We start from the raw sequence: 12,376 nt of genomic DNA on the forward strand, positions 1-12,376 counted from the left end.
AATCCCTTTTTTTTATATGTTAATATTCATCTTCTTCGTCCGCATCATCATCACCATCTTCAGAATCTTCAATATCATCAGAATCATTTGAAATATCATCATCGTCATCGTCGTCTTCAATATCTAAGTCTTTCAGAGCTCCGATTTTTTCATCTGGTACTACTACCACATCATCTTCGATAATGTCATCTTCGTCGTAATTTTCTATTCTGTCAGCTAGTTTAGTACTTACTTTTACCAAGTAAATAGTATCTTCTGTACGAACTTCTACAGCTTCAACTGTTTCATTCTTAGCATTTTTAAAACGAATAACATCCGAATCATCATATCCATCGGGGAACTTCTCAACTAATAAGGTTAAGATTTCATTTGTTAATTTTGCGTAATCAACAATAACTCTTTTCATTGGGTAGGTTTTAATCTTGTAATTTTTTCAAAAGTACTATCCTTTGCTTATATTTTCAAGTAAAATTTAATATTTTTTTTAAAAAAATTACCAACCTAAAACGTAAGCAAACATTAATGGTGCAACTATCGTAGCATCAGACTCTACGATAAATTTAGGTGTGGTAATATCTAATTTACCCCAGGTAATTTTTTCGTTTGGAACAGCTCCAGAATAAGATCCGTAACTAGTTGTAGAGTCAGAAATCTGGCAAAAATAGCTCCAAAATGGTACATCATGCATTTCCATATCTTGATATAACATAGGAACTACACAGATAGGAAAGTCTCCTGCAATACCACCACCAATTTGGAAAAAACCAATTCCTTTTCCTTCACAATTTTTCGTGTACCAATCTGCTAACCACATCATGTATTCAACACCACTTTTCATAGTTGTAGCTTTGAATTCCCCTTTGATACAGTAAGAAGCAAAAATATTACCCATTGTACTATCTTCCCATCCTGGAACAACAATTGGTAAATTCTTTTCTGCAGCAGCTACCATCCAAGAATCTTTTGGATCGATTTCGTAGTATTGCTCTAATACACCTGAATTAATCATTTGGTACATGAATTCATGTGGAAAATAGCGTTCTCCTTTTGAATCGGCATTGTTCCAAATGTCAAATAAATGTTGTTGTAATCTTCTGAAAGCCTCTTCTTCAGGAATACAAGTATCCGTTACACGATTATAATGGTTTTCTAATAAATCCCATTCTTCTTGTGGTGATAAATCTCTGTAATTTGGAACTCTTTTGTATGAATTATGAGCTACCAAGTTCATGATGTCTTCTTCTAAATTAGCACCAGTACAAGAAATAATATGTACTTTATCTTGACGAATCATCTCGGCTAATGATTTCCCTAACTCAGCTGTACTCATAGCACCAGCTAATGTAATCATCATTTTTCCGTTGTCTAATAAATGTTCTTCATATCCTTTTGCAGCATCTACTAAAGCAGCAGAATTAAAGTGAAGATAATGTTTCTCGATAAACTGACTAATTGGTCCTTTGCTCATTACTTTTTATTTTATTGTTCTTTTTTCTTGTTGTATCCTAAAATTTCTAAAACGTCCTCGGCTTTTTGTTGCTCTGAAAAAACTTCAGTGGCAATTATTCCGTTTTTGTCTTTATCTATTAAAATATGCTTTGGTTGTGGTAAAATACAGTGACTCAATCCGCCAAAACCTCCAATGGTTTCCTGATAAGCTCCTGTGTTAAAGAAACCGATGTATAATGGTTTTTCTTTATTGTATTTTGGTAAATAAACGGCATTCATGTGCTGCTCAGAATTATAATAATCATCACCATCACATGTTAATCCTCCTAAAAGAACTCTTTCATATGTATCATTCCAACGATTAACAGCTAGCATTACAAAACGCTTGTTAATTGCCCAAGTATCAGGTAGTGTAGTGATAAAAGAGGAATCTATCATATTCCAATTCTCTCTATCGTTTTGTTTCTTTTGATATAACACTTGGTATAATGCACCTCCTGATTCACCAACAGTAAACGAACCAAATTCTGTGAAAATATGTGGAACAGCAACCTCTGCATCATCACAAGCAATTTTGATTTGGTTTAAAATTTCATCTACCATGTATTGATAATCGTAATCAAAAGCTAGTGAATTTTTAATTGGGAATCCGCCACCGATGTTTAAGCTATCTAATGATGGACATTCCTTTTTTAATGCAATGTATACTTTCATACATTTTAATAATTCGTTCCAATAGTAAGCTGTGTCACGAATACCTGCATTAATAAAGAAGTGAAGCATTTTTAATTCTACTTTCTTGTTTTCAGCAATTTGTTTTCTGTAGAAAGGAACAATATCTTTATATCCAATTCCTAAACGTGAAGTATAAAACTCAAATTTTGGTTCTTCTTCAGCAGCAATACGAATTCCAATTTTAAATTTCCCTTCAATTTCTTCTTGAAGTAAATCTAATTCTTCAAAATTATCAATTACCGGAATGGTATTTTTATGTCCGTTATTAATCAAACGAGCAATATTTGTTACATATTGATCGCGTTTAAATCCGTTACATACAACGAATGTATTTTTATTTATTTTTCCTTGCTCCATTAAGCTTTCAACAATGTTGATATCAAAAGCTGATGAAGTTTCAATATGAATATTGTTTTTTAAAGCTTCGTTTAAAATAAACTCAAAATGAGAGCTTTTTGTGCAATAACAATAGAAATACTTTGCATCATAATCATGCTTTTCCATTGCATTTCTAAACCACATTTTGGCTTTATTAATATTTTGAGAAATTTTAGGTAAATAAGTGAATTTTAATGGTGTACCATATTCTTCAACCAATTTCATTAAATCGATACCATGAAACTGAAGATTGTCTTTGTTTAAAGTAAATTCTTCTTGAGGAAAGTAAAAAGTCTGATTAATTAAGTCGTAATATTTAGTGTTCATTTTGAAAAATAAGATTAAAATTAAAAAAGCTTAAGTATACTTGATTTTAATCTTAATTTTCAAACCCTTATATTCGCAAATCGAATTAATAGTTTTTCACTAAAAGTTTTCGATAATGCAAATAAATCAATTATGTGAAAACAAAAAACAGAAAAGAACAATCTTTCAATAATGGATAAGTCAGCATTCCTATTATCAAGAATCCTGTTGTAATTATTAGTATTGTTGTTCTCTTTCATTGGTGCAAAGTTAAAAAATAAAATGGCTATTATTTAAAGAAAAATTAAAAAAATAATTAGAGAGCATAATCTTTAAAAGCCTTGAAAATCAATTCATTGTTAGCTTCTTGATTAATTTTAATTTTTCCAATTCCATCAAGTAATGCAAATTGTACTTTTCCAAATTCATTTTTTTTGTCGAAAATTAATAGTTCAATAATTTGATTAATGTCGTTTTCATTAAATTCAATTCGTTCAAAAATATCGTTTATAATGTATTTAATTTCTTGATATTCTTCATTTGATAATAATTTTTTTTCTTTAGAAATGTAGCTCTCTAGAATCATTCCAGCTGCAATTGCTTCGCCATGAAGTAAGTTAGTTTTATTTTCATTGTCTAAAAAATAACTTTCGATTGCATGACCTAGAGTATGTCCAAAATTCAAGGCTTTTCTAATTCCGTTTTCAGTTAAATCTTCACAAACAATTGTGTTCTTTATTTCAATTGATTGATGAATTAGTTCATTTAAATCATCTGTATTTAAGTTATTTAGACTTTTAAATTTATCCCAATATTTTTTATCAAAAATTAATCCGTGTTTAAGCATTTCTGCTAATCCGGAACGCATTTCTTTTTGCGATAATGTACTTAAGAATTCCGTATCCACAATAACTGCTTTAGGTTCACGGATTATCCCGATTTGATTTTTTAAATTACCTAAATCGACACCGTTTTTTCCTCCAATTGAAGCATCAACCATAGAAAGTAAAGTAGTAGGAATATTAATAAAATCTATACCTCTTTTAAATGTACAAGCTACAAATCCGCCCAAATCAGAGATTACACCCCCACCTAAATTTATGATGATACTTTTTCTATCAGCTCCTAATTCTGACAATGCTGCCCAAACTTCAGTACAAGTCGCAATATTTTTATGAACTTCACCAGATTCCAATTCAATGATTTCAATTTCTATTTCGGTAGCCAAATTGTTTAATAAATGAGGTAAACAATGCTGAGAGGTATTATCATCAACTAAAATAAAAATTCTTGAATAGCTTGAAGGAATAAGATATGAAGCTAGTTTTTCATAGCCTTTTTCATTAAAAAATACGGAATAATTAGTCGCTTGTATGGTTTGCATGAATATGTGTAAAATTAGGCTGCAAAATACGTTATTTTTTATTTATTATTCGATAACTGTAGCGTATATTTGTATCACTTTATTTTAAAACATAATGAACACACTATTTAATAATACAGAAGTTGCTTTTGCATTAAAAAGTGACACCGAATTAGAAAGAGCTTATTTTTTATTCAAATTAATAGACAGTCAGCCTTTAGTTAAAATTGGAACAGCGGTAACAAATTTTGCTTTAAAAGCTCATTTGCCAGTTGAGGGTTTAATTCGTTCAACTGTTTTTGATCATTTTTGTGGTGGTGTTAACGAAACGGATTGTCTTCGAGTGGTAGATAAAATGTACACAAAAGGAGTTTCTTCGGTTTTAGATTATTCTGTTGAAGGAAAAGAAGAAGAAGCGCAATTTGACGCTGCTTTGAACATGACTTTAAAAACAATTGAATTTGCTAGAGAAAGAGAAGCAATTCCGTTTGCAGTATTTAAACCAACTGGATTCGGGCGTTTAGCATTGTATGAAAAAATAGGAGAGAAGGCTTATTTAACAGAAAACGAACAAAAGGAATGGAACAGAGTAATTGAACGCTTTGATATTGCTTGTAAAACAGCATTTGAAAAAGATGTTTTATTATTGATTGATGCTGAAGAAAGTTGGATGCAAGATGCTGCTGATGCAATTGTAACTGACATGATGCGCAAATACAACAAACAAAAAGCTATTGTTTTTAACACATTACAAATGTATCGTTGGGATCGATTAGATTATTTAAAAAATCTTCATGAACAAGCAAAAGCTGAAGGTTTTTACATTGGAATGAAATTAGTTCGTGGCGCCTACATGGAAAAAGAAAATGATAGAGCGGCTGAACGTGGACAAAAATCGCCAATTTGTGAATCTAAAGAAGCTACCGATATCAATTACGATGCAGCTGTTTTGTTTATGGTTGAAAATATTGATAGAATGGCAATTTTTGCGGGTACACACAATGAAAATAGTTCTTACAAATTAATGGAATTGATGGAAGAAAAAGGAATTGCAAAGAATGACAAACGTATTTTCTTTGGTCAATTATTAGGAATGAGTGATAACATTAGTTTCAATTTGGCGGCTGAAGGTTATAATGTTGCAAAATACTTGCCTTTTGGTCCAGTGAGAGATGTGATGCCTTATCTGATAAGAAGGGCAGAGGAAAATACTTCGGTAGCTGGACAAACTAGTAGAGAGTTAACGTTGATTAAGAAAGAAAAAGAACGTAGAAAGTTATAATTAGAATCCCACATTAGTGGGATTTTTACTTTTTAGAGTATAAAAACAAAAATCCTACATTCCCGTAGGGTTTAAATTTGGTGGGCAATAAGGGATTCGAACCCCTGACCCTCCCGATAAATTCGGGATGCACTGAAATAACTGAGCTAATAATTATTTTGTTGAATTAATTCTTTAATTTTGATTTTACTTTTCCAGTTTTTGATTTGCTTTTCTCTCTGAATAGCTTCGCTTTGTGAGTTAAATTCTTCTTGGTAAACTAAAATCCAATCATTTGTAGAACCAGTAAAACCTTTACTTTTTTGATTATGTCGAATAATTCGTTCTGATAAATTTGTTGTACATCCAATATAGAATTTGTCTTCAGTATGACTGTGGAGAATGTAAACAGTGTATGGTATATAAATTAATTTTTGACGTATAAAAAAATCCTACATTTCTGTAGGATTTAAATTTGGTGGGCAATAAGGGATTCGAACCCCTGACCCCCTCGGTGTAAACGAGGTGCTCTGAACCAGCTGAGCTAATTGCCCCAATAAAGTGCTTTACTATTTCTGTATTGCGAGTGCAAATATACAAGTATTATTTGTATCTGCAAGAAATTTTGAATAAAAATTACTTTTTTTCTATCTTTTCCAACAAGACTTTATTGGTATAATTAACCATGGTTATGGTAATCTCTTCATTATTAGAAGTTTTACCTTCAATTACATAAATTTTCCCTTTTCTGTAGGCTTCATTACTTTTTGAAAAATCAACATCTCCATAGCGCATACTATTACGAATATCTTCTAGGGTAACCCATTTAGCATCTAAAGATTTTTGTGCAAGTGAATCAATTTCTAATGATTTACTACGTAAATCTTTCAGAACTCTACAATTTGGAAAATAACAAAATTCTACACCTTTATCAGTAGCTTTCGATTTTAAAAACCACATTACAAAAACTGCTCCTAATAATAACCCAAATAAATAATATGCTAATCTAAACTGGAACTTCATAAATTAATAATTTCTGCAAATTTAGTTTAAATTATACATATAGTCTATAGATTTTGATTTTAAAAAACAATCAGATTGATATCGCGATATTCTAAGTTAAACCAATCGGCAATCGCCTTGTTAGTAAGTAAGCCATGATAGCTGTAAATTCCGTTTTTTAAACCTCTGTTACAACGAATAGCACTTTCAATTCCACCATCTTCGGCAATATGTAATAAGAAAGGAGTAATAATGTTACTAATTGACATTGAAGCTGTTTTTGAATAACGGGAGGGAATATTTGGTACACAATAATGAATAACGCCATTTTTAATGAAGGTTGGTTTTTCATGAGTAGTGACTTCCGAAGTTTCAAAACAACCACCCGTATCAATGCTCACATCTACAATAACAGCACCTTTTTTCATGTGTTCTACCATGGTTTCAGTAACTACCACTGGGGCTCTATTTTTACCTTTCATAGCGCCAATTGCAACATCGCAACGTCTTAATGCTTTTAAAAGTGATTTGTCTTGTATAGTTGAAGTAAAAATCCTTTGATTTAACGTATTTTGTAAACGACGTAACTTAGTAATAGAATTATCAAAAACTTTTACATGAGCACCTAAACCAAGTGCAGTTCTTGCTGCATATTCAGCTACTGTTCCAGCACCAATGATAACAACTTTTGTTGGAGGAACACCAGTAATATTACCAAAAAGTAAACCTTTTCCAATTTTTTCACCAATCATTAATTCTGAAGCGATTAAAATAGAAGCAGTTCCTGCAATTTCTGATAGTGATTTTACGGCTGGATATGAACCGTCTTCATCCTTAATAAATTCGAAAGCTAAAGCTGTAATCCTTTTATTGGCTAATGCTTCAAAATATTCTTTTTTTTGTGTTTTTAATTGAATGGCAGAAATGACAATCGTTTGTGGATTCATCATTTCAATTTCGGCAAGCGTAGGTGGTTCTACTTTCAAAATCATGGGGCAACCCAATACTTTTTTTGTGTCTTGCGTAATTTCTGCGCCAGCATCACTGTATTCTTTGTCGGTATAACTAGAACTTTCACCTGCACCTGCTTCTAGCATTACGCGATGTCCGTGAGAAACTAATGAAGAAACCGCATCAGGCGTTAAGCAAATTCTTCTTTCCTGATAGGATGTTTCTTTAGGAATTCCTATAAATAATTCGCTTTTATGACGCGCTACCTCGAGTTTTTCTTCTTGTGGAAGCAATTGTGAAGCAGAAAAAGGACTATATATCGACATTACTTTTGATTTTGAGGTTCTAAATTAGGAATAATTTTAGACTTGAGAAATAGAATCATAAAAAAAGAGAATAGCATCTAATTTTCTATTCTCTTAATATTTAATTTTTAAGCGTTAATTCACGTTTACCATTTGGTAAAATTTTTATAGAAATACTTGCATGATCTATTGGGATTAAATTTGGCGTTTTTTCAGGCCATTCAATAAAACACCAATTATCAGAATAAAAATATTCGTCTAATCCCATGTCATAACCTTCTTCTTCTGAATTTAAACGATACAAATCGAAGTGATACACGATTTCGTCTTCATGAGTTCTATATTCGTTCACTAAAGAAAATGTTGGGCTACTTGAATTATCTTTAACCCCCAACTCTTTAACTAATTCTTTAATTAAAGTGGTTTTTCCGGCACCCATTGGCGCATGAAACGTTATGATTTTCTTTAAATATGGTGTAGCAAGAATTTGTTTTGCAATGGCATTTATTTCTTCTAAACTGTAAATTACGGTCATAATAAATTTTCCTTTTACTGAACACTATTACCTTGGCTCTAAAACTAAAAACGGAATTACCATTTCTTCTAATGAAATTCCTCCGTGTTGATAGGTGTTTCGGTAATAACTCACATAATGATTGTAGTTATTCACATAAGCCAAAAATAAGTCGTTTTTTGCAAATATAAAAGAGCTACTCATATTTAGTGCTGGCAATCCAATTTTCTTAGGGTCTTTAACAGCATAAACGTCTTTATCTTCATAAGTTAAACTTCTACCTGTTTTATAACGAAGGTTTAAACTCGTGTTTTTATCACCAATTACTTTTGAAGGATTTTTACAATTAATTGTTCCATGATCAGTTGTTAAAATTAATCGAAATCCTTGTTTTTGCGCTTGCTGAATGATATCTAATAAAGGTGAATTTTTAAACCAACTTACCGTTAATGAACGATAGGCTTTATCATCAGAAGCTAATTCTTTAACAACTTCCATTTCTGTTTTAGCGTGCGAAAGCATGTCAACAAAATTGTAAACAATGGTTGTTAAATCATTGTTTTTTAAAGCTTTAAAATTCTCGGCTAATTTTTTACCATCTTTAAAGTTGGTGATTTTATAATATTCTTGCTTAATGTTTAATCCTAATCGTTTTAATTGCTCTGTAAGAAATTCGCCTTCATACAGGTTTTTTCCGCCATCATCAATATCGTTTTTCCAATATTGTGGAAATTTTTTCTCCATATCCAAAGGCAATAATCCAGAAAAAATAGCATTTCTTGCGTATTGAGTTGCAGTTGGAAGGATAGAATAGTAGCTTACTTCTTTTTCTAATTTGTAATAATTATTAACTATGTTTTCAAAAGCTTTCCATTGATCATATCGTAAATTATCAATTACAACAAATAAAATAGGTCTGTCTTTTTTACGAATCTCTGGCGCAACATATTGTCCAAAAACTTGATGTGATAGAACAGGCGCATCATCTGGATTTTGAATCCAATCTTCATAATTACGTTCGATGAATTTTCCAAATTGAACATTCGCCTCGGTTTTCTGACTCTCTAAAATTTCGACCATGCTTTGGTCTTCGATATTTTCCAGCTCTAATTCCCAAAACAATAGTTTTTTATACAATTCAACCCAATCTTCATAAGAATTCACCATAGCCAAATCCATAGCTATTTTTCTGAATTCTTTTTGATAATCCAAAGTTGTTTTTTCGGAAATTAAACGAGAATGATCTAAATTCTTCTTTAAACTCAATAAAATTTGATTAGGATTTACGGGCTTTATCAAATAATCAGCAATTTTAGATCCTATCGCTTCTTCCATGATATATTCTTCTTCACTTTTAGTGATCATAATCACTGGAACAGAAGATTTTTTTTCTTTTAATTCAGATAACGTTTCTAAGCCACTCAAACCAGGCATATTTTCATCTAAGAAAACAATATCAAAATTATTTTCTTCGAATAAATCAATAGCATCTTGTCCGTTATTGCAAGTGGTTACGTGATAATTTTTCTTTTCTAGAAAGAGGATATGGGGTTTTAATAAATCAATTTCATCGTCTACCCAAAGTATTTTTATCTGACTCATATTTCTTAATTTGTGTGCAAGTTACTATTTATTAAACGAGGTTTGTATTAAATATTGTATAAAATTTTGAATACTTTTTAACGATTTCATTTTGTAAAAAATCGCTACATTTGTTACTAAAATTATCAAATTGTGAGCCAAACCAACAAACTCAAAATATTCAACGATCCTATTTATGGTTTTATTACCATTCCCAACAGTTTAATTTACGATTTAATTCAGCATCCTTACTTTCAGCGTTTACGAAGAATTTCTCAAATGGGAATGTCGTATTTGGTGTATCCAGGAGCTCATCATACACGTTTTCATCATGCTTTGGGTTGTATGCATATCATGCAAAAAGCGGTTCAAACCTTGCAATTTAAAGGTGTTTCAATTTCAGAAGAAGAAGAAAATGCGCTGTATATTGCGATTTTATTACACGATATTGGTCACGGCCCATATAGTCATGCAATGGAACATAGTATTGTAGAAGAAGTGCATCATGAAGAATTATCGTTGTTGTTTATGGAGCAATTAGATAAGGAGTTTGATGGTAAACTAAGTTTAGCAATTCAAGTTTTTAAAGGCGAATATCACAGAAAATTCATGTTGCAATTGATTTCAAGTCAATTGGATATGGATCGCATGGATTATCTAAAACGCGATAGTTTTTACAGCGGTGTCGCCGAAGGAAACATAAATAGTGAGCGTTTAATTCAAATGATGAACGTGCAGGATGATTATTTGGTTATCGAGGAAAAAGGAATTTATTCTGTAGAAAAATTTTTGGTTGCCAGAAGATTGATGTATTGGCAAGCATATTTACACAAAACTAGTGTGGTGGCAGAATTGATTTTAACTAAAATTCTAAAAAGAGCCAAAGAATTAACTCAAAAAGGGATAATTTTACCTTGTAGCGAATCGTTACAATTTTTCTTGCAGAATAAAATCTCTTTAGAAAATTTTGATAAAAATGTTTTAGATAAATTTTCCTATTTGGATGATTACGATGTTTTAGGCGCAATAAAATCATGGCAATTTCATGATGATTATGTATTACAATCACTTAGTAAAATGATATTAAATCGTGATTTACTAAAGATTCAAATGAGTGATGATAATCCAAACAAAGAGAACTTATTAGAAATTAAAAATAAATACATTTCTATATCTGGTATTTCTGAAAAAGAAGCAGATTATTTTGTATTCAAAGGCAAGTTAAAAAATCAAGCTTATAGTAAATCCAGTGAGCCTATTCGCATTTTGAAAAAAGATAAAACCATTGAAGATGTGGTGGAAGCTTCAGATCAATTGCATTTGAAAGCTTTATCAAAACCTGTAACAAAATACTTTATTTGTTTTCCAAAAGTGGTATTAGAAGCATAGCTTTTTAATTTAATTTTATATTTTTGCCAAGTTGAAGAGGAATCAATACTTGGTATTAAATGAAAATGAGTATTTTTATATTCCAAAGTCTATCTTAACAGATAGTAATAAAATTTTTAAATGAAGTTTACAGCAGCACAAATAGCAGGCATTTTAGAAGGCGAAGTAGTGGGTAATCCAGATGCAGAAGTATTTAAATTGTCTAAAATAGAAGAAGGGACCGAAGGTTCATTGACGTTTTTGGCCAACCCAAAATATATCAATTACATTTATTCTACTCAAGCAACTGTTACGATTGTTAACAATACTTTTGAGCCAGAGCAAGAAATAACAACTACTTTAATTAAAGTAGATGATGCTTATAAATCATTTTCAAAGTTGTTAGAATACTACAATCAAGTAAAATTGATGAAATCAGGAATTGAGCAACCTTCTGTAATTTCAGACGGCGTAACTTATGGTTCTGATTTATATTTAGGAAGTTTTTGTTATGTAGGTAAAAATGTAACTATTGGAAATAACGTTAAAATTTATCCGAATAGTTTTATTGGTGATAACGTTACCATTGGCGATAATTGTGTTTTCTTTGCTGGCGTTAGAATATACTCTGAAAGTGTAATTGGAAATAATTGCATTATTCATTCAGGAACTATTATCGGATCTGATGGATTTGGTTTTGCCCCTCAAGAAGACGGAACATATACGAAAGTCCCTCAAATAGGTAATGTAATTATTGAAGATAATGTTGAAATTGGCGCTTGCACTACAGTTGATAGAGCAACATTAGGCTCTACAATAATAAGAAAAGGAGTAAAACTTGATAATCATGTTCAAGTAGCTCACAACGTTGAAATTGGAGAAAATACTGTAATTGCAGCTCAAACTGGTATTGCAGGAACAACCAAAATAGGGAAAAACTGCTTAATAGGTGGTCAAGTAGGTTTTGCAGGACATTTAGTAATTGGGGATGGTGTAAAGATCCAAGCACAATCAGGAATTGGAAAAAATTTAGAAGCTGGTGAAGTGGTTCAAGGAAGCCCAGCATTTAATTACGGAGATTTTGCAAAATCATTCGTGCATTTTAGAAATTTACCAAAGATTGTTACCGATTTAGAAGAATTAAGAAATAAAATAAAATAATT

The 12,376-nt window shown here is 31.1% G+C and carries 12 protein-coding genes and 1 tRNA gene; 3 read left to right on the forward strand and 10 right to left on the reverse strand.

Going from position 1 to position 12,376, the window contains the following annotated elements:
• Positions 1 to 19 precede the first annotated feature (19 nt).
• From V7P59_RS08880 to aroB, 4 genes are all read right to left on the reverse strand, one after another.
• Positions 20 to 406 (reverse strand): DNA primase, encoded by a 387-nt coding sequence (locus V7P59_RS08880; RefSeq protein ID WP_333809812.1) that lies wholly within the window; start codon positions 404 to 406, stop codon positions 20 to 22.
• An 87-nt stretch (positions 407 to 493) separates the two neighbouring features.
• Positions 494 to 1,468: a deoxyhypusine synthase family protein gene (locus tag V7P59_RS08885; protein ID WP_026726207.1), complete on the reverse strand. Its 975-nt coding sequence runs from the start codon at positions 1,466 to 1,468 to the stop codon at positions 494 to 496.
• A gap of 11 nt (positions 1,469 to 1,479) precedes the next feature.
• Entirely contained in the window at positions 1,480 to 2,889 is a 1,410-nt protein-coding gene (locus V7P59_RS08890; RefSeq protein WP_333809813.1) for an arginine decarboxylase, read from the reverse strand.
• Between the two features lie 295 nt (positions 2,890 to 3,184).
• On the reverse strand, positions 3,185 to 4,252 hold the full coding sequence (aroB, locus tag V7P59_RS08895) for a 3-dehydroquinate synthase (RefSeq protein ID WP_333809814.1): 1,068 nt from the start codon (positions 4,250 to 4,252) through the stop codon (positions 3,185 to 3,187).
• A 94-nt stretch (positions 4,253 to 4,346) separates the two neighbouring features.
• Between aroB and V7P59_RS08900 the strand changes: the two genes are divergently transcribed.
• Positions 4,347 to 5,513 carry a proline dehydrogenase family protein gene (locus V7P59_RS08900; RefSeq protein ID WP_333809815.1) on the forward strand — a complete coding sequence of 389 codons (1,167 nt, stop codon included), beginning with the start codon at positions 4,347 to 4,349 and terminating at the stop codon, positions 5,511 to 5,513.
• A 146-nt stretch (positions 5,514 to 5,659) separates the two neighbouring features.
• On the opposite strand, the gene V7P59_RS08905 is transcribed toward V7P59_RS08900, so the two are convergent.
• From V7P59_RS08905 to V7P59_RS08930, 6 genes are all read right to left on the reverse strand, one after another.
• Positions 5,660 to 5,935 carry a GIY-YIG nuclease family protein gene (locus tag V7P59_RS08905; protein ID WP_333809894.1) on the reverse strand — a complete coding sequence of 92 codons (276 nt, stop codon included), beginning with the start codon at positions 5,933 to 5,935 and terminating at the stop codon, positions 5,660 to 5,662.
• Between the two features lie 33 nt (positions 5,936 to 5,968).
• A tRNA-Val gene (locus tag V7P59_RS08910) sits at positions 5,969 to 6,046 on the reverse strand.
• 82 nt (positions 6,047 to 6,128) lie between these two features.
• Complete coding sequence (locus tag V7P59_RS08915; protein WP_333809816.1) at positions 6,129 to 6,515, reverse strand: DUF4258 domain-containing protein; 387 nt, start codon at positions 6,513 to 6,515, stop codon at positions 6,129 to 6,131.
• Positions 6,516 to 6,574: 59 nt separating this feature from the next.
• Positions 6,575 to 7,771, reverse strand: a complete 1,197-nt coding sequence (locus V7P59_RS08920) for an alanine dehydrogenase (protein WP_333809817.1) — start codon at positions 7,769 to 7,771, stop codon at positions 6,575 to 6,577.
• Between the two features lie 100 nt (positions 7,772 to 7,871).
• Positions 7,872 to 8,285: a tRNA (adenosine(37)-N6)-threonylcarbamoyltransferase complex ATPase subunit type 1 TsaE gene (gene tsaE, locus V7P59_RS08925; protein ID WP_333809818.1), complete on the reverse strand. Its 414-nt coding sequence runs from the start codon at positions 8,283 to 8,285 to the stop codon at positions 7,872 to 7,874.
• Positions 8,286 to 8,312: 27 nt separating this feature from the next.
• Positions 8,313 to 9,866, reverse strand: a complete 1,554-nt coding sequence (locus V7P59_RS08930; RefSeq protein WP_333809819.1) for a T9SS response regulator signal transducer PorX — start codon at positions 9,864 to 9,866, stop codon at positions 8,313 to 8,315.
• A 132-nt stretch (positions 9,867 to 9,998) separates the two neighbouring features.
• Here V7P59_RS08930 and V7P59_RS08935 point away from each other — a divergent pair, with 132 nt between their 5' ends.
• Together V7P59_RS08935 and lpxD are read left to right on the forward strand one after the other, a co-directional pair.
• Positions 9,999 to 11,234 (forward strand): HD domain-containing protein, encoded by a 1,236-nt coding sequence (locus tag V7P59_RS08935; protein ID WP_333809820.1) that lies wholly within the window; start codon positions 9,999 to 10,001, stop codon positions 11,232 to 11,234.
• 120 nt (positions 11,235 to 11,354) lie between these two features.
• Positions 11,355 to 12,374, forward strand: coding sequence for a UDP-3-O-(3-hydroxymyristoyl)glucosamine N-acyltransferase (gene lpxD / locus V7P59_RS08940; protein ID WP_333809821.1), 1,020 nt, complete (start codon positions 11,355 to 11,357; stop codon positions 12,372 to 12,374).
• The last annotated feature ends 2 nt before the right edge of the window (positions 12,375 to 12,376 follow it).

This window comes from Flavobacterium sp. (assembly GCF_036782315.1).
GTDB lineage: Bacteria > Bacteroidota > Bacteroidia > Flavobacteriales > Flavobacteriaceae > Flavobacterium.

Coding starts and splice junctions, on each gene's coding strand:
- V7P59_RS08880 (WP_333809812.1), bottom strand. CDS start 406: ATGAAAAGAGTTATTGTTGATTACGCAAAATTAACAAATGAAATCTTA.
- V7P59_RS08885 (WP_026726207.1), bottom strand. CDS start 1,468: ATGAGCAAAGGACCAATTAGTCAGTTTATCGAGAAACATTATCTTCAC.
- V7P59_RS08890 (WP_333809813.1), bottom strand. CDS start 2,889: ATGAACACTAAATATTACGACTTAATTAATCAGACTTTTTACTTTCCT.
- aroB (WP_333809814.1), bottom strand. CDS start 4,252: ATGCAAACCATACAAGCGACTAATTATTCCGTATTTTTTAATGAAAAA.
- V7P59_RS08900 (WP_333809815.1), top strand. CDS start 4,347: ATGAACACACTATTTAATAATACAGAAGTTGCTTTTGCATTAAAAAGT.
- V7P59_RS08915 (WP_333809816.1), bottom strand. CDS start 6,515: ATGAAGTTCCAGTTTAGATTAGCATATTATTTATTTGGGTTATTATTA.
- V7P59_RS08920 (WP_333809817.1), bottom strand. CDS start 7,771: ATGTCGATATATAGTCCTTTTTCTGCTTCACAATTGCTTCCACAAGAA.
- tsaE (WP_333809818.1), bottom strand. CDS start 8,285: ATGACCGTAATTTACAGTTTAGAAGAAATAAATGCCATTGCAAAACAA.
- V7P59_RS08930 (WP_333809819.1), bottom strand. CDS start 9,866: ATGAGTCAGATAAAAATACTTTGGGTAGACGATGAAATTGATTTATTA.
- lpxD (WP_333809821.1), top strand. CDS start 11,355: ATGAAGTTTACAGCAGCACAAATAGCAGGCATTTTAGAAGGCGAAGTA.